This window comes from Pseudomonas sp. (assembly GCF_036404235.1).
Taxonomy (GTDB): Bacteria; Pseudomonadota; Gammaproteobacteria; order Pseudomonadales; family Pseudomonadaceae; genus Aquipseudomonas.
In genome coordinates, this window is sequence record NZ_DASWOT010000163.1 from 50,646 (window position 1) to 68,802 (window position 18,157).

Annotated in this window: 12 protein-coding genes and 1 pseudogene; all 13 read left to right on the forward strand. The window is 56.3% G+C overall.

Annotated elements, in window-relative coordinates; genetic code table 11:
• Window positions 1–34: 34 nt before the first annotated feature.
• Window positions 35–880 carry an amidohydrolase family protein gene (locus tag VGC62_RS20595; protein WP_331188922.1) on the forward strand — a complete coding sequence of 282 codons (846 nt, stop codon included), beginning with the start codon at window positions 35–37 and terminating at the stop codon, window positions 878–880.
• A gap of 1,191 nt (window positions 881–2,071) precedes the next feature.
• Entirely contained in the window at window positions 2,072–2,578 is a 507-nt protein-coding gene (gene tssB, locus VGC62_RS20600; protein ID WP_331188923.1) for a type VI secretion system contractile sheath small subunit, read from the forward strand.
• A gap of 34 nt (window positions 2,579–2,612) precedes the next feature.
• Complete coding sequence (gene tssC / locus VGC62_RS20605) at window positions 2,613–4,148, forward strand: type VI secretion system contractile sheath large subunit (RefSeq protein ID WP_331188924.1); 1,536 nt, start codon at window positions 2,613–2,615, stop codon at window positions 4,146–4,148.
• 24 nt (window positions 4,149–4,172) lie between these two features.
• Window positions 4,173–5,528, forward strand: coding sequence for a type VI secretion system baseplate subunit TssK (tssK, locus tag VGC62_RS20610; RefSeq protein WP_331188925.1), 1,356 nt, complete (start codon window positions 4,173–4,175; stop codon window positions 5,526–5,528).
• Entirely contained in the window at window positions 5,525–6,205 is a 681-nt protein-coding gene (tssL, locus tag VGC62_RS20615; protein WP_331188926.1) for a type VI secretion system protein TssL, short form, read from the forward strand. Before tssK ends, tssL begins: the two co-directional genes overlap by 4 nt.
• 10 nt (window positions 6,206–6,215) lie before the next feature.
• Entirely contained in the window at window positions 6,216–7,937 is a 1,722-nt protein-coding gene (locus VGC62_RS20620) for an OmpA family protein (protein WP_331188927.1), read from the forward strand.
• A 16-nt stretch (window positions 7,938–7,953) separates the two neighbouring features.
• Window positions 7,954–8,445, forward strand: a complete 492-nt coding sequence (locus tag VGC62_RS20625) for an Hcp family type VI secretion system effector (RefSeq protein ID WP_331188928.1) — start codon at window positions 7,954–7,956, stop codon at window positions 8,443–8,445.
• A 153-nt stretch (window positions 8,446–8,598) separates the two neighbouring features.
• Window positions 8,599–11,238 (forward strand): type VI secretion system ATPase TssH, encoded by a 2,640-nt coding sequence (gene tssH / locus VGC62_RS20630; RefSeq protein WP_331188929.1) that lies wholly within the window; start codon window positions 8,599–8,601, stop codon window positions 11,236–11,238.
• Between the two features lie 5 nt (window positions 11,239–11,243).
• Window positions 11,244–13,781, forward strand: a complete 2,538-nt coding sequence (locus tag VGC62_RS20635) for a type VI secretion system tip protein VgrG (RefSeq protein ID WP_331188930.1) — start codon at window positions 11,244–11,246, stop codon at window positions 13,779–13,781.
• A gap of 17 nt (window positions 13,782–13,798) precedes the next feature.
• On the forward strand, window positions 13,799–16,054 hold the full coding sequence (locus VGC62_RS20640) for a hypothetical protein (protein WP_331188931.1): 2,256 nt from the start codon (window positions 13,799–13,801) through the stop codon (window positions 16,052–16,054).
• Between the two features lie 189 nt (window positions 16,055–16,243).
• Window positions 16,244–17,091 (forward strand): annotated as a pseudogene (locus VGC62_RS20645) (formylglycine-generating enzyme family protein).
• Window positions 17,092–17,170: 79 nt separating this feature from the next.
• Window positions 17,171–17,860, forward strand: coding sequence for a DUF3592 domain-containing protein (locus VGC62_RS20650; RefSeq protein ID WP_331188932.1), 690 nt, complete (start codon window positions 17,171–17,173; stop codon window positions 17,858–17,860).
• 32 nt (window positions 17,861–17,892) lie between these two features.
• Window positions 17,893–18,156 (forward strand): PAAR domain-containing protein, encoded by a 264-nt coding sequence (locus VGC62_RS20655; RefSeq protein ID WP_331188933.1) that lies wholly within the window; start codon window positions 17,893–17,895, stop codon window positions 18,154–18,156.
• The last annotated feature ends 1 nt before the right edge of the window (window position 18,157 follow it).

Consider the following 18,157-nt stretch of genomic DNA (forward strand, 5'->3'; position numbering starts at 1 on the left):
CTCCGCACCCCGCATTTTTCGATAGATGAGATCCATGTCAGATACCTGTTGCGCGCCGATTCTCGGCATCGATGCACATGCCCATGTATTCAGCAGGGAGCTGGATCTGACCACAGCACGACGCTACACACCCGACTACGACGCGCCCTTGGCGACGTACCTTGCTAACCTGCGCGAGCACGGTCTGAGCCATGGCGTGCTGGTGCAGCCGAGCTTTCTCGGCACCGACAACAGCTACTTGCTGGCCGCGCTGCAACAGGCGCCCGAGCAACTGCGCGGGGTTGTGGTCGTCGAACGCGACATCAGCCGCGAGTGCCTTGCCGAGATGGATCGCCAAGGCGTGGTCGGCGTGCGCCTGAACCTGATGGGCAAGGCGCTGCCAGACTTTTCCGAGCCGCTCTGGCGTTCGTTTTTAGCTCACGTCGCCGAGCTGGACTGGCACGTGGAGCTGCATCGTCACGTTGAAGATTTGCCTGCATTGATCCATGACCTGATGCCGTTCGGGATCAAGATTGTGATTGATCATTTTGGCCGTCCGGATGCGCGTCTGGGCGTCGATCAACCGGGCTTTCGCGAGATGCTCGAACTGGGCCTGAACGGCCAGGTCTGGATGAAGGTGTCGGGTATCTACCGGTTGGCGGGCACTGAGCGACAGAACCTCGACTTTGCCCGTGCCGCATTGCCCCTGCTAGAGCAGAGTTTAGGGGCGCGTCGCTTGGTCTGGGGCAGTGACTGGCCGCATACGCAGCATGAAAGCAGCGTGGATTACGCAGGCGCAACCCGGCAACTGCAAGCGCTGGGGTGTTCGGCGCAGGTCATGCGTTTGCTGTTGATCGAGGCACCGCAAGCGTTGTTCGGGTTTGCCTTGAAAGAGGCCTGAGTCCTCATCCGGTGGCAACCTGACAGCCCGCTGTCACTCGCGGCCAATCATCCTTCTGTGTCGTGCTGGTTATGTCTGTGTGAAACCTGTTTCAGTTGAGAAAGGGTTTGCTGCTGATCCAAATATTTAGGTTTGCGACCTTGCTGACAGGCTGCGGCTTTTCGCGTCCGTGAAACTAAGGAGCCTGTCATGAGAAAATCGTTACCGATGTCATCCAGTTGCCCAAAGCAAGCGAATCCAAGGCACCCATCAGGGCATCCGCGATCTGGTGGCGGGAAACGGCGGGGTCATCACCGTTTGCTGGGCTGTTTGAGGCGCGCTTGGACGATTGGGGCATTCAGGGCGCCCGGGCGGAACTCGCGAAAAAACAGGATTCGCTCTGAAATGGGAGATCTTTCGCAGATGCGAAATTCAAACCGTACTATGCTGCATATCTTAGAAACAAGTAATACCAGTGACAAGGTAGACAGCAATTTGCCCAGTCGCTTGATCCCTGGGGGTAGGTGTCGGTCGCGGAATATCCCAGATCGAACATGGAGCACATTGTTATCCAAGTCATCGTGTGCATGAGTCATGCGCTAACGAAGTGGCAACAAGACTCCATGCTGATGGATTACTACGAACTGACTGGCACGGGTCGTTTGGCTATTGTGGAAGCACACTTTCGCGGACTGATGAGTGGGCAGCTTAGTTGACGACGACATGGTTTGCCCCTGCTGGCTCTATGGCGGGCTAGGAAACAGCTGATCGGAGCATCCCAAGCTAGGCCCGTCGTGGTTTTCGTGGTGATGAAGTCCGTCATGACGTCCTTCGATTTGCTTGTAGGCGTTATTTCGAGCTAAGCACCGAGTAGCTGAAAAATGGCATTCGCTGTGCTGTTGATAACTATTAAGCAATAGTCGTGCGGGCCTATTTTTCGCAGTTTTGCGTAGGGGTTTTCTGTAATTGCGTGGGATTTTTCTGAAAATTCTTCGAGGGGTGGAATAGGCTTGTGAGATAACTCATCATCTTGCGCATCGGATTAAGACATGTCTTGTAAGCTTGTAAGGCTTTTCTCCGTAGGTAAAAGGAACTCTTGTGTCGAGGTCGGTCATGCTTTTTGGCTAAAGTGCTTTAGTGTGCGATCTCCGGGGTTCTGATTGTTACTTGGTTTTAGCTTTGACGTTTCTTGTAGAGGCGTCGGGAGGGGTTATGGCTTCAAATAGTTTTCAGAACGAAGTGCCCAAGGCTCGTATCAATATCAAACTTGATTTGCATACCGGTGGTGCGCAGAAAAAGGTTGAATTGCCACTGAAGCTGATGATGATGGGTGATTACAGTAATGGTAAAGAGCAGCGCCCGCTGTCTGAAAGAAGCAAGGTGAACATTAATAAAAATAACTTCAATAGTGTGTTGGCTGAATTTTCTCCAAGTCTGAAACTGGCCGTGGAGAATACCTTGGTCGATGACGGCTCCGACACCCCGGTCGAGTTGAACTTCCAGAGCATGAAGGACTTTGAGCCAGAGCAGGTGGCTCGGCAGATACCCCAGTTGCGCGCTCTCCTGGCTATGCGCAATCTGCTACGCGACCTCAAGTCGAACCTGTTGGATAACGCGACCTTCCGTCATGAACTGGAACGCATTTTAAAAGACGACGCGCTCAGTGATGAGTTGCGCGCGGAATTGGCAGCGTTGGCGCCACCACAAGAAGATCGTTAATTTCCCTGGTTTAAAATTGTAGGAAGTTTCCATTATGTCTGTAAAGAAATCTGCTCATTCGGGTGGCGCTACAGTGTTGTCTGAAGAAAGCCAAAGCGTCTATGGCACTCTGTTCGAAAAGATTAATTTAAGTCCGGTTGCCGCGTTGGGAGGCATCGATACATTTCAGAATGATGAAGCGTTGTCCGATGTTTCTGCCGATGAGCGAGTCACCGCTGCGGTCAGCGTGTTTTTGAATCTGCTTAAACAATCGTCGCAAAAAGTCGAACGCCTGGATAAGGCGCTGTTAGATGGCCATATCGCATCGCTGGATGAGCAGATTAGTCGCCAGCTCGATGCGGTCATGCACCATCCGGATTTTCAGCGTGTTGAATCGACGTGGCGCGGGGTGAAGTCGCTGATCGATCAAACTGACTTCCGTCAGAATGTACGTATCGAGTTGTTGGATATCAGTAAGGAACACTTGGTACAAGATTTCGAAGATGCACCTGAGATCGCCCAGAGCGGTCTCTATATGCATACCTATACCCAGGAGTACGACACGCCGGGCGGTGAGCCAATTGCCGCTGCTGTCTCCAACTACGAATTTGATCGTGGCCCGCAGGATATCGCCTTGCTGCGCAATATCTCGAAGGTTTCGGCTGCCGCACATATGCCTTTCATTGGGGCCGTCGGGCCAGCCTTCTTTGGCAAGGAATCGATGGAAGAGGTTGCCGCCATCAAGGATATCGGCAACTACTTTGACCGTGCCGAATACATCAAGTGGAAGGCGTTCCGCGACAGTGACGACTCCCGTTACATCGGTCTGACCATGCCGCGTGTGCTGGGTCGCCTGCCTTACGGCCCGGATACTGTTCCGGTGCGCAGCTTCAACTACATCGAAAGCGTCAAGGGGCCTGATCACGGCAAGTATCTTTGGACCAATGCCTCATTTGCCTTCGCTGCAAACATGGTGAAAAGCTTCATCGCCAACGGCTGGTGCGTACAGATTCGCGGACCTCAGTCGGGCGGTGCGGTGACTGATTTGCCGATTCATTTGTACGACCTGGGTACTGGCAATCAGGTGAAGATTCCGTCGGAAGTCATGATTCCGGAAACCCGCGAATTCGAATTCGCCAACCTCGGTTTCATTCCGCTTTCGTACTACAAAAACCGCGACTACGCCTGCTTCTTCTCTGCCAACTCCGCACAGAAACCGGCGCTGTATGACACCGCCGATGCCACCGCGAACAGTCGAATCAACTCTCGTCTGCCGTACATCTTCCTGCTGTCGCGCATTGCCCATTATCTGAAGCTGATCCAGCGCGAGAACATCGGCACGACCAAGGACCGCCGTGTGCTGGAGCTTGAGCTGAACAAGTGGATCAGTGGGCTGGTCACCGAAATGACCGACCCAGGCGACGACCTGCAGGCTTCGCACCCTTTGCGCGATGCAAAGGTGACCGTCGAAGACATCGAGGACAACCCTGGTTTCTTCCGCGTCAAGTTGTATGCCGTGCCGCACTTCCAGGTGGAAGGCATGGACGTCAATTTGTCGCTCGTTTCGCAGATGCCCAAGGCGAAAGCCTGAGTCACTCCATAGGGAAACGACGTCATGAAGATCGACCGCCCTCTGTGGGCTGCGGGGGCTTTGCTGTCCCCGCAGCAATTCCAGCAACAGGCACGCTGGGAAGCCTGGACCAACGAATGTCTCGCTCATCTTTCGCTGATACACCCTTGGGGTGTTCAGGCGTTGGCGTTCGACCTGGAAGCCTTGCGGCTGGGTAAGCTCAAAGCAACCCGGATACGTTTACGTATGCCTGATGGCACCTTGATCGACACCGATCATGTGGACAGGCTGCCTGCGGCCCTGGAGTTGTCGCGACAGCTGTCCGAGGACCAGCGTGAGGCTACGTTGCTGCTGGCTCTGCCACTGGAACAGGCCAACGGCAACAACTGCCTGTTCGAGGAGGGCAGGGCTGATAGACCGATGCGTTATCGTCAGGATTGGCGTCAGGTACAGGACGTGTATGCAGACGAAATGCAATCGGTCGGTGTGCTGGAGCACGTGCTGAGCCTGCGTCTGGAGGGCGACGATAGTGCCGATTACCTGACGTGCCCGGTCGTGCGTCTGGTGCGCGATGAACAGGGTGCCTGGTCTATCGATCCTCTCTATGTGCCGCCGTTGCTCAGCTTCGCGGCCCATTCGGGACTGTTGGCACAACTGGATAACCTGTTGACCCAGCTGTCGGCCAAACGCCAACGGTTGATGGGCATGCGTCGTGAGAGCAATCAGCGCATGGCTGACTTTGCCGTGGCCGATGTGTCGCTGTTCTGGTTGCTCAATGCCTTGAACACCTACCAGCCGGTATTGACTGATATCAAGGCTCATCCAAGGCGACATCCCGAGCAGGTCTATCTGGAGCTGGTCAAGCTGGCTGGCGGCCTGCTGACCTTCTCGCTGGAACACGATATCGACAAGATTCCAGCCTATCGGCACGAGCAGCTTGAAAGCGTATTCCCGCCACTAATGCGGACCATTTCCACCTTGCTGGAGGCCAGCCTGCCGTCGCGAGTCATCGCTTTGGAGCTTGTCGAAAGTGGCGCCAACCGTTGGCAAGTCACCCTCAACGATGCGCGACTGCGTGAGCGTGACGGGGCCGATTTCTATCTGTCGGTGCGTTGCCGCCTTTCGGCAGCGCAGGTGCAGAACCAGTTCCCACGCCTGTGCAAGGTTGGGAGCCCGGACGAGGTCGATCAACTGGTCAATGCTGCGCTCGATGGCATTCCGCTGCAGCCACTCAACCATGTCCCGGCGGCCATTCCGCTACGCCTGGAGAACCAGTATTTCGCCCTCGATATCGGTCATGCCAAGGGGCAAGCCATGTTGGCTGAAGGCGTTTGTGCCTTCTACGTCCCCGGCACGTTGACCGACGTCAAACTTGAACTGTTCGCGGTACTACGAGCATGAGCCCGATCAAATCGCAAAAAATGACCGCAACTGCGGTGGATATCGATTCGCTGTTGCAAGACAGCTACCTGTTGGTCGTGGAGCTGCGGCAGGGAAGTTTTGCCCAGAGTGGCCAGGACTTGTACGAGCTGTGCGTGAGGCAGATCGAACAGGTTCGCGAGCAGCTCATCAGTGCGGGTCTGAGTCAGCGCAGCATCGACCATATCAGCCATGCGCAATGCGCGTTGCTGGATGAGACCGTGCTGGGTTATGGCAAGGATGAGGTTCATGCCAGATGGTTCAGCGAGCCTTTGCAGGCTCAGTTCTTCAATCGTCACCAGGCCGGAGAGTCGTTGTATGAAGACATGCGCGACGTGCTGCGTGAGCCCGCGCCTGACGAATATGTGCTGACGGCTTTTCATCGGGTACTGATGCTGGGTTTTCAGGGGCGCTACCGCGATGCCGACGATCCAGAACGCGAACAACTGCTGGCAGCCCTGAATATGCAGGTCACGCCCCTGAAGCTCAGCCATACGCTAAAGACGCAGGTAAATGCCGGCAGAACAAGTTTCTTGCAACGCATGCAGTCACCGGCGGCTCACACCCTTGCGGCCGGATTGTTGCTTGTTGGTGTCTGGTGGGGGCTCGACCGCTATCTGGGTGGCCTGATCGCCATGTTCATGCCGGGTCAGGCGTGAGGACCGCTCAATGACGCTCAAGCTGATACGCGGCCTTTGGTTATGGGCGGGCGCGCTCGTCCTGACGCTGCTGGCAATCATTCCGCTAGCGACCGGGATGCGTACGATAGCCGCAGTGATCGTGTTCACTATCGTCGTCCTGGCCTGGATTAGAGTCGGACGACAGGCGACCCAACGTACTGCATTGACCGGCGATACCTGCTTGCCGCCTGCTGCCTATTGTCAGCCGGTGGTATTGGTATGTGGCGATGGCCTGTCCGGTCTGTTTGGTTCCATCCCCGCAGAACAACTGGCCCTGCGCACGACCGGGCAAAGCTGCTATCTGCGCGTTGCCGGTCTGGAGCAGCTACCGGTGGTGGCCGCGGATATCGACACTCAGCGTCCGGGCTGGCGTGGACAGCTCAGCGTCATGTTTGTCGTTAACCCAGGCGAGCACGCCGACGGCGCCGTATGGACGAACCAGGTACGTACCCTCTGTCATCAAATTGCGCTGATACGCAAGCGAGGCATCGCACTGCCGCTCATGCTGGTCAGCTACGTGCAAGCCTCACGGGCCAAGGACGTCTGGTTCAGTTGGGAAGCCGGTCAGACCAGCCCCCGTGTGTACGAGTCAGGCGCATGCGTCGCACTCGCCGATTGGCAGCGGCAGAGCGCTAACGGCGCAATGTACGCAACACGGCTGCAGTCCAGCGTGCAACTGAACAACGCTACGGCCTGGCTGGAAGAAGCGGTAATGCCGCACTTTTCGACCCGTGGAACTCGCGATCCCGTCGTTCTGACGGCTTGCGCAATTGCTCTGGTGCCAGCGTTGCCCAAGACCGCGACAGGCAACCTATGGCAGCAATGGCTACACGAAAGGACCGCGTTGGTTGGTTCAGGGCAGACGCTATCTGGCGTGGAGACCTCATTACCGTTCCCTGATCCGCTGCTGCCTCTGCTGCCCGTGTCTATTGAGTGCTCACCGGCCAGCCGCGCAAGTGTGTTCGCTTTGTGGCTGTTCACGGTGGCGGCTCTGATCGCTCTGGTCAGCTCGGCGTGGCAGAACAACAGACTGATACGTCAGGTCAGTGATGACCTGCATCGCTACACGTCCATTCCCGAGTCATTACATCGTAATCAGCGCGGCGCTTTCGCGCGGGAAGAGGCAGTGACGACACTTCGCCAGCACGCCACACGTCTGGACAGCCACTACCGATACGGTGAACCCCTTGGTCTTGGCTTGGGCCTGTATCGCGGCGAGCGTCTGCGTGTGCAGCTGTTGGACGTGCTTGCCCGTCACCGCGAGCCTGCGCCTGCGCCGATGAAGATTCAAGAGCCGGTGCGTTTGAACAGCCTGTCGCTATTCGCCATGGGCAGTGCCCAACTCAAGCCTGAGTCGACCAAGGTACTGATCAACGCGCTGGTCGATATCAAGGCACAACCGGGCTGGCTCATCGTTGTCACCGGGCATACCGATGCCACCGGCAACCCTGAGCAAAACCTTCAGCTGTCCCGTGACCGGGCTTCTGCAGTGCGTGACTGGATGCAACGCATGGGCGAGATCCCCGACAGCTGTTTTGCGGTTCAGGGCTTTGGTGCCAGCCAACCGATTGCCAGCAATGACACCGAAACAGGACGCGCAACCAACCGTCGCGTCGATATCCGTCTGGTTCCGGAAGTGGGGGCCTGCGTGCTGCTCACTGCGGGGCCGGACAGACAACCCCCGTCGCACACTGCGACATTCAATGACTGAGAAAAAGGAGCTTCACATGGCTATTCCCGTTTACCTGTGGCTGAAAGATGACGGCGGCGCGGAGATCAAGGGTTCCGTCAACGTGCAGTCGCGCGAAGGCACCATTGAGGTGGTCGCTCAGGACCACAGCCTGTACATCCCGACCGACAACAACACAGGAAAATTGACGGGTGCTCGCATCCACACGCCATTCCTGTTCACCAAGGAGATCGATTCCAGCAGCCCTTACCTCTACAAAGCCGTAAGCACTGGCCAGACGCTCAAGAGTGCGGAGTTCAAGTGGTACCGCATTGACGATGCGGGCCAGGAAGTCGAGTACTTCAACACCCTGCTGGAGAACGTCAAGGTGGTGAAGGTCGCGCCGAAGATGCATGACATCAAGGATCCGAGCAAAGAGAAGCACAACCACCTGGAAGAGATCGAACTGCGCTACGAGAAGATCACCTGGACCTACAAGGACGGCAACATCATCCACTCGGACGCCTGGAACGAACGCCAGAGCGCCTGACGTGACAAGGCCAGCAGACTGATTGCCATCTGCTGGCCCCCGGTGTGCCGGGTTGAGCGTCCGTTCGCGGGCGTTCAGCCAGACACATCGCGTTCAGGCCCAGCACTTACGCCTACTGACACGCCCAGAATCCACAACAAGGACGCCCTCTGCATGGTACAGAATCCCACTCGTTTACTTCGCCGCCTCAATCCCTACTGCGCACAGGCCCTGAGTACAGCGGCTTCGCTGTGCCAAAGTCGCGGCCATGCGCAGATCAGCATCGAGCACTGGCTGCTCAAGCTGCTGGGACGCGGCGAGGGCGATCTGACGCTGATCGCTCGCCGCTACGAATGGGATATCGACGCACTCTGGAGCGGGCTGCTCAACCATCTCGACACCCTGCCGCGCAGCGTGCAAGGCAAGCCGCAGTTGTGTGAAAAATTGCAGCAACTGATCAAGAACGCCTGGCTACGCGCATCGCTCGACGAAAATAACGACAACCTGCGCTCCGCACATTTGCTCGGCGCATTGTTAGAGACCCCGGGCCTGCTCGAATGCGAAGCTGCATGGCCTCTGTTGAGCATCAGTGAAACGCAGTTGCAGCATTTGCTGCCGTTACTGGATCAGCATTCCGTAGAGCGTGCGCAGGTGCAGCAGGAAACCATCTTGTACCCAACCGACGCGCCTGTAGATTTACTTGCAGCGCCTCCTTCCAGCAGCCAGCAAGATGCCGTGCTGGACAAGTTCACTCAGGACATCACCGCCAAGGCTAGGAACGGGCAGATTGACCCCGTGTTCGGTCGTGACGATGAAATCCGTCAAGTCATCGACATCCTCAGTCGTCGCCGCAAGAACAACCCGATCCTGGTCGGCGAACCGGGCGTGGGCAAGACCGCGCTGGTTGAAGGCCTGGCCTTGCGTATTGTCGAAGGTAATGTCCCCGACAGCCTCAAGTCGGTCAGCGTGCGCACCCTTGATTTGGGCTTGTTGCAAGCGGGGGCCGGGGTCAAAGGCGAATTCGAACAACGCTTGAAAAATGTCATCGATGCCGTGCAGCAGGCCGAAAACCCGGTGCTGTTGTTCATCGACGAAGCCCATACATTGATCGGTGCCGGCAATCAGGCCGGCGGCGGCGATGCCGCGAATCTGCTCAAACCCGCCCTGGCCCGTGGTGAGTTGCGCACCATCGCCGCCACCACTTGGAGCGAGTACAAACAATATTTCGAACGCGATGCCGCGCTGGAACGTCGCTTTCAAATGGTCAAGGTCGACGAACCGGACGACGCCAACGCCAGCCTCATGTTGCGAGGCCTGAAAGAGCGCTATGCCAGCCACCATGGTGTGCATATTCAGGACGCGGCGATCCAGTCAGCCGTGAGCTTGTCGCGCCGTTACCTGACCGGCCGAAAACTGCCGGACAAAGCCGTCGACCTGCTCGATACCGCCAGCGCGCGAGTGCGCATGAGCCTCGATTGCGAACCTCAGGCGCTGGTTCGTCTCAGAGCGCGCCAGACCGCACTGGAACTGGAGCGTCAGGCCCTTGAGGAAGATGCCTTGCTCAGCGGCGGTAATGCGGGCGAACGTCTGGCGATAATCGCTGTGCAACTTACCGACCTGCATCAGCAACAAACCCTACTGGACCAGCAATACCGGCGCGAACTCGACCTGACCCGGCAACTGCTTGACGCGCGCAAGGCCCTGCCCCTGCGGATGGACACCTGCGCACGGTTGCAACAGCAACTGGCCGAGACCCAAGGCAACCAGCCGCTGCTCTCCCTCGACGTTGACAGCCGCAGCGTGGCCGAAGTGATCGCCGACTGGACCGGTGTACCACTGGGCAGCCTGCTCAAGGACGAACACGCCAACCTGCTGGCGCTGGAACAACAATTGGCTGAGCGGGTCATGGGCCAGGACCCGGCCCTCAGCGCACTGGCCCAGCGCCTGCGCGCCGCCAAGACTGGCCTGACCGAAGAAAAGGCACCGCTGGGCGTTTTCCTGTTGGTCGGCACCAGCGGCGTCGGCAAGACCGAAACCGCCCTGGCCCTGGCCGACAGCCTGTTCGGCGGCGAGAAATCCTTGATCACCCTAAACTTTTCCGAGTACCAGGAAGCCCACACCGTCAGCCAACTCAAAGGCTCGCCGCCGGGCTACGTCGGTTACGGTCAGGGCGGCGTGCTGACTGAAGCCGTACGCCAGCGGCCTTACAGCGTCGTGTTGCTCGACGAAGTGGAAAAAGCCCACCGCGACGTACTAAATCTGTTCTATCAGGTCTTTGATCGCGGCTTCATGCGGGATGGCGAAGGGCGCGAAATCGACTTCCGCAACACCGTCATCATCATGACTTCCAACCTGGGCAGCGATGAACTGCAAGCCTGTTTGCAGGAACAGCCCGACGCCGCCGACAGCGACCTGCACGAAGTACTGCGGCCGATCCTGCGCGAGCACTTCCAGCCAGCCCTGCTGGCCCGCTTCCAGACCCTGATCTACCGCCCACTGCAAGCCGACGCCCTCAAAGGCATCGTCGCCCTCAAACTGGCCAAGGTCGGCAAACGCTTGCAGCGTCACTACGGCTTGACCTGCCAGATCGACGAGCGCCTCAACGACGCTTTGGTCGCCGCCTGCCTGCTGCCCGACACTGGCGCGCGCAACATCGACAGCCTGCTCAACCAGCAGATCCTGCCAGTGCTCAGCCAACAATTACTGCAACGACAAGCGGCCCAGCTGAAAACGCGCGGCGTGACCTTGGGTTATACCGACGAAGAAGGCATCACGCTGAGCTTCATCGATGCGCTTGATGCCACGGAGGCCTGACCATCATGGCTAACCCACTCAACCTCTTCTTCGACCACAGCCGCCACAAACTCGAAGTCCACAACCTCAAGGCGTCGCTCGACGTCCTCGCCTTCAAGGGCGAAGAGGGCCTGAGCCAGGTGTTCACCTACACCATCGAGTTCACCAGCAGCGACCACGACATTGCCGCTGAGCATATGCTCGGCAAGCGCGCCAATTTCATCCTCCACGGCATGCCGCCCAAGCGCCCCCGGCGCAGCGCTGATTTTCTCACCCTCATTCCCGAGCCGCCGTTGCGCACGTTGCATGGCGCGATTACCGGCTTCAAGCGCCTGTCGGGTTCCAACGACGAAGCGCGCTATGAAATCACCCTGCAACCCCGCCTGGCCCTGCTCGACAAAGGCAAACAATTTCGCATCTACCAGCACCAGTCGGTGCCACAGATCGTCGAGAGCATCCTGCGCAAGCGCCACAACTTCGAAGTGCAGGACTTTCGTTTCACGCTCGTGCGCGACTACCCTAAGCGCGAACAGGTCATGCAGTACGACGAAAGCGACTTTTCCTTTATCGCTCGCCTGCTGGCCGACGTCGGCATCTGGTACTGCTTCAGCAGCAACGAACAGCTGGATATCGACGTCGTTGAATTTCATGACGACCAGCGGCATTACCAGTTCGATATCGAACTACCCTACCGCCCGCAATCGGGGCTGGGCAGCAGCGGCCAGGACGGCGTGTGGAACCTGCAAGCCAGCCATGAAGTGGTGGAGAAAACCATCAACTTCCGCGCCTATCACCACCGTGACGCCAGGGCCTGGCTCGATGGCGAAGTGGATCAGACGCGGGGCGCCCAGACCACCTACGGCGAGGCCTACCACTACGCCGAACCCTACACCGTGCTCGGCGACCGCCTGCGCCAGGACGAAGACCTGCAAAGCGAAAGCGGTTTCTTCTATGCGCGCCTGCGTCACGAACGCTACCTCAACCAGCAGACCCGCCTCAGCGGCACCAGCAGCAGCGCCACCTTGGGCCTGGCCCAGGTCCTGACCATCTCCGGTGGCGCCCCGCAAGCCTTCGAACCCGGCGCCGTCATCACCCGGCTGACCACCCAGGCCAGCCGAGACAGCAGCTTTTTGGTCAACTTTGAGGCCATCCCCTATACGCACTTCGTGTGCTTCCGGCCGCCGCTCCTGCCCAAGCCGCAAATTGCCGGCACCGTCCCGGCCCGCGTCACCAGCCCCGAAGCCAACGACCCCTACGCCGAAATCGACCTGCAAGGGCGCTACCGGGTCCACTTCCTGTTCGACCTCGACACCTGGAAACCCGGCCTGGAAAGCATGTGGCTGCGCCTGGCCCGGCCCTACGCCGGCGACACCCACGGCCTGCACCTGCCACTGATCTGCGGCACCGAAGTGGCCATCGCTTTCGAACAAGGCGACCCCGACCGCCCCTACATCGCCCACGCCCTGCACGATAGCGAACACCCCGACCACGTCACCCTCGGCAAACGCGACTACACCCGCAACGTGCTGCGCACCCCGGCCAACAACAAACTGCGCATGGAAGACCGGCGCGGCGAAGAACACGTCAAGCTCAGCACCGAATACAGCGGCAAGAGCCAACTCAACCTCGGGCATCTGGTCGATGCGCAGAAGAAAAAGCGCGGCGAAGGGTTTGAGCTGCGTACTGACGGCTGGGGCGCGATTCGCTCAGGTAGAGGTCTCTTCATTAGTACCGATGTGCAACCCAAGGCGCAGGGCCAATCGTTAGAGATGAGCGCCGCGTTAGCTCAATTGACTAACGCCATGCAGTTGGTGAGTTCCCTGGCACAAAGCGCGAATGTATCTGGGGCGTTACCTGCGGATAAGGCGTCGCAGCAAGGCTTGCAAAATGCCCTGACCAGTCTCAAAGAGGCCGGGATACTTGCCTCGGCTCCTGCGGGTATCGCGTTGACGACCCCGGAAAACATTCAGCTGTCGGCCGGTCAGACCCTGACTGCAACGGCCGGAGACAGCGCTGATATCAGCGTATTGAAGCGCTTTAGCGTGGCAGCGGGTGACGCCATCAGCCTGTTCGCCCACAAATTGGGGGCCAAACTGTTTGCCGCCCGTGGCCCGGTGGAAATCCAGGCACAAACTGACGCCATGACCTTGCAAGCCGATAAAGCCCTGACGCTCAACAGCGTCAATGGCGAAATCACGCTTAACGCTGCGCAAGGCATCACTCTGGTCAGCCAGGGTGCCTACATCAAGATCAAGGATGGATCTATCGAGATCGGCGCACCGGGTGAGCTGCGGATCAAGAACGACCATATCGCTTGGGGTGGCTCGGCCTCGCTCGATAAGGCGCTGACGCCGATGATGCTGGAGGACCCTGTTTATAAAAAGCCCTTACGGGCTGGATTCCAGGTCATGAACAAACCGAACAGCGCCGCCAAACCCTTTCTGGCTTATCGCATGGAAGCCGCCGATGGCAGCGTTGTCCGTGGGGTTACCGATGAGAATGGCTACACCCAGAACCATCACGGTATCGATCCGCAAAACATCAAGTTGTTCTTCGAGGAGTAATCATGGAGTCCGAAAACATGAGCGAAGTCGAGGCCCACGTAGCCGAAAATCAGACGAGTAAAGAGGGCTCCATTGTTGTCGTGCACCATGAGTCGGCGCAGTGTTATTTCCGCCCGGAAACCGAAGAGTTAGTCTTCATTGCCGGCGACGAGGCAACCGCCTTCGAAAACCACTGGCGCGATATGGCGTTCACCATGGATGAATTTCATCAGGCCAATGCCAACTATTCCCGCGTGCTGGAAAACTATGCGCAGGCAGCTATAGCCGATGCGATGGCAGCCGTTGCGCAGATTAGGGAGGTGGATGCGGCGGAGAAAGAACTTGAGGACAAAAGAAAGAAGATACAAGACAAGCTGGCAGATCTTTCTCATAAAGGCTTGGGCTATAAGGATGTGGTCGAGCTTATTCCCGTTGGTGGGCAAGGGGCGAAGAATAAGGGCGGAGGTAAATCGCCTCGACTCGCCTATGTCAATAAAGGTTATTTCAGCCAAGCCAAGGATGGTCTCAAACTGCATACCATCTCTTTGAACGCTGATGAAAAGAAAGGGACCGCACAAAGCATCTACAGCAAAGATAAAAACGGTAACACCCTAATTGATACTGACAAGCTCACCAAAAAGTTGATGACGCTGAAACGTCCCAAGATCAAGCTTGATTTGAAAGATGCGCTTAAATGGGCAGGCATGGATGAGGCCCTGAAAAATCTAAAGGAGGACTACGTTCTATACGATTGGGCAGAGAGTTGGAATAACAGCCTGCATGGCGAGAAAGAGGGTTTTATTTTTTCCAACCTCGATGTTTCAGGCGCCGCACAGTTTATGCGTTTCGCTTCCAACGCCGGAGGCAGTGCTGAGTTTGACGTCGAAAAAAGGCAGCTTTCCATCAAGGGCGAATACAAGCGCACCCTGACCGTGGCCTCGGGAGTTGCCAACCTGACGTTATACGTCCCGGACCGCACGGGCTGGGGCCTTAAAATGAAAGTCGCGGATATGGGCACCGTTGACCTGGGCCTGCTCCGTCTCTGTCTTGACGTCCAGGCCAGCGGTTTCGTCGGCGGCTCGCTGCAGCTTGAAGCGCAACTGCAAGTGATGATGCAGGGTGACCAGCAAATGATCGCCGGGCAGCCGGGCGGACGTCTACCGCGTTTTAGTCAACGCAAAAACGACGTCGAGTTTTACCAGACCATGAAGAAGGAAGAGGAAGGCCTGCAAGCGACTGCCGAGTTCTTTCGCGGCGGTCGTGTGGAGGTGGCCCTTAAAGGGTCCCTGCAATGGATGAAACCAACGCCGCCGCCTGGCGATCCGGCGGCACCCACTGGAATATTGAAGTCCAGTGGCCAGTTCACTGACTTTTGCAGCATTGGCGGCAATATTGGAGGGATGGTTGGGATTGGCGCCGGGGGTAAGTTTCATTGCACCTTTATTAATGGGAAGTTCTGCTTTCATATTGCTGCAAGCCTGTGTTGGGGTTATGGGGCCAAGGGCGGACTGATTGCGGAAGTGGGGGCGGCTAATATTGTGGAGTTTGGGGCTTGGCTGGTTTATCAGTTGTATAGTCTGGATTATGGATTTTTTGAGATTGTTGATGAGCAAACATTTAAAGCTTATAGCCTGTATTGCGTTATGGCGATGGATAAAGTCGGTGAAAAAATTTATGCGGGGTTTGATAAGGCGCTAAAAACTCCGGAGGATGTCGCTGGCAGATTTGAGCGCTTTATGAAAGATATCGAGAGTGAAGCCAAGAAAGGCATGGAGGCTTCAAAGGGTCGCAATCGCCTGGCCAAAAATATCATCGAGTTCAAGCGGGACTTGTTGCAGCATACCCCCGAGGCGAAAGGTATTCTTCTTTACCTGCTGACGTGCCATGGCAAGCTTGATCATATTGATCCGGATAATAGAAGTCTTCTGGGTGATATCTATCGTGAGCGAAAAGAGGCGGTGATCTGCGTATTGACCAGTGTTCAGACGGTTGCCGAATGGAATAAGGTCATGTGCCGCATTACCGTGGATGGATCGAGTCTGCGCGGCGACGAGAGTGAGGCCCAGGTGGTGGAACAGCAGGTGCAGCATTTGGTGCACTTTCTTCAAGAGGGCTATAACCGTGATCAGGACCTGCATGATATTTATAAACGCTTGAAAAAGAATATTGCCTTCGGCTACGCCCTGGATATGAACGATACGCTATTTTATCGGCTGCATGATTTGCCCAATCCGCATTTCCCTCGGCGCTGCGAGTTCGGTCCCTGTGGCACGGATTCGGCTCAATTCGTCTAAGTACAAGAGGTTGATATGAATAAAATGATTTTGCTGCCGAGTATATTGGCCGTTTTGGCTATGTACGGCTGTGAGCAAACGCCGACACCGGTTGAGCCGGAGCCGCTCAATATTTCCCCGGAGCAATTGCAGGGTTTTATCCAGGCAATCAAGGCCAATCTGGTTTTTGTAGACGGTGGGGATTTTTTAATGGGTGACTTTGGGCCGCAGTATGGTGCCGAACGTCTGCCCTTTGACCGTGAGCCTCACAGCAAGCCTTTGCATCAGGTAGCGCTGACGGCCTATTCCATGGGCAAGTTCAAGGTGACCAATGCCGAATTTCAGTTTTATCTGAAATACAATGGGATGATGCTGAGGAAAGATGGCACGGCATACAAAAAAAATGGGATGATATAAATACTCCGCCTAATAATCCGGCGCATGTGGACTGGTATGAGGCTGAGCAATATTGTAACTGGCTTGGATCTGTCACCGAGCTGCCTTTTGCCCTGCCCACCGAAGCACAATGGGAATACGCCGCACGCAGTCGTGGTCAATTTCTGATTGTTGCCACGGATGATGGTACCTATAAAGCAGAACCTCGTAGCTTGCGCACCGAAACCTATTCACCAAAAGGTATAAATATTTCCAGCAGCGGAGATAGAGCAAGCTTCGCTAAGGAGATGGGCTGGAAGACGGAGTTTGGTACACCTCTTCCCGTAGATAGGTTTCCGCCTAATCCATTGGGAATGTATTCGATGTCAGATAACGGCTATGAGTGGGTCAAGGATTGGTATGATCCTGACTACTATAAATACTCTCCGTTAAAAGACCCGCAAGGGCCGGATAGTCCGGTGTTCAAGGATTCTTTCGGGCATTATACAAAAGTGGTTCGGGGGCAAGACAATGCTAACCCCTATTGGGGCGGAGGTGTCAATGTCTTTAGAAGAGCAATGGATCCATTGGGCCGTTTTACGGAGGACGGTGCGATTTTCCTGAGTAGCAAGACCACGCGTTGCGTGCTCAATAGTCCGGAACCTGTAGCGGTATCCTCATGATGAGCACTATGCCCGGCCCCTATGTTCCGCAGCGCTATGCTACGTTGATTTTTCTTTTTCTCCTGAAAGGAGTGAGGGTATGCTGAAAGATAATATCGGAAAATATATTCTTTGGGTTTTTGGTGCTGTTTGGCTCGTGGCCGGCTTTATGGCCTTTCGCGAATCCTTCCCATTTTTAATCAAAGGGGAACTTGCGTCAGGCAGGGTGTTTGAATTGGCGGTTGATCAGAGTGGCGGATCGTTGGTTTACAAGCCTGTCATACAGTTCGAAACACATGATGGTCAACTCGTTGAGTTCACATCCTCCGTCGGCAGTTTTCCAGCGTCGCATTCTGTAGGTGAGCGGGTGGAAGTTGTCTATATGCCATCCAATCCTGATAGCGCGAAAGTGAATAGTTTTTTTGAGCTGTGGGTAGGAGGGGCACTTTGTTTTGTGGCAGGCATTTCCATATGTGGTTTTATGTTCTGGTTGGAGCGGTCTGCAAAGCGGCAAAGGGAGAACCTGCTACAGAATGGGTTGGTTGTTGCGGCCCAGTTCCAGTCAGTGGAGTATGATTTAAATCTCTACAGCAAGGGACGTTATCCCTTTGTGATTGAGTGCTGTTGGGTAGATCCAGAAACTTCTGAAACTCATTTTTTCAAAAGCGAGCCTATCTGGTTTGATCCTACGGACTATATCGACTCAGAAACGCTCAAGGTCTTTGTTGAAAAGGACTGTCCCCAAATATATCACGTTGATATTTCCTTCCTTCCCAAGATGGCGCGTTAAACGCGGATCATTGTATTTAAACAGGAGGTGCCATGCGAGGCGTTATTCGCGAAGGCGATAAACTTTCATCGGGCGGTAGTGTGCAGGCCGGCGTCAGTGGCATGCAGTTTATGCGGCGTGCTGTTGCCTGCAAGGGCGATCCGGTCTTTTGTCCGTTGCCAGGGCATGGGGTCAATGAAATAGCCGAGGGTGACGAGGGCTCGCAGCATTTGGGCCGCCCGATTGCTCTGGATGGCCATCGCTGTGCCTGCGGTTGCACGTTGATTACTTCATTGGCCCAGGCTGGGAGGTCGTAAC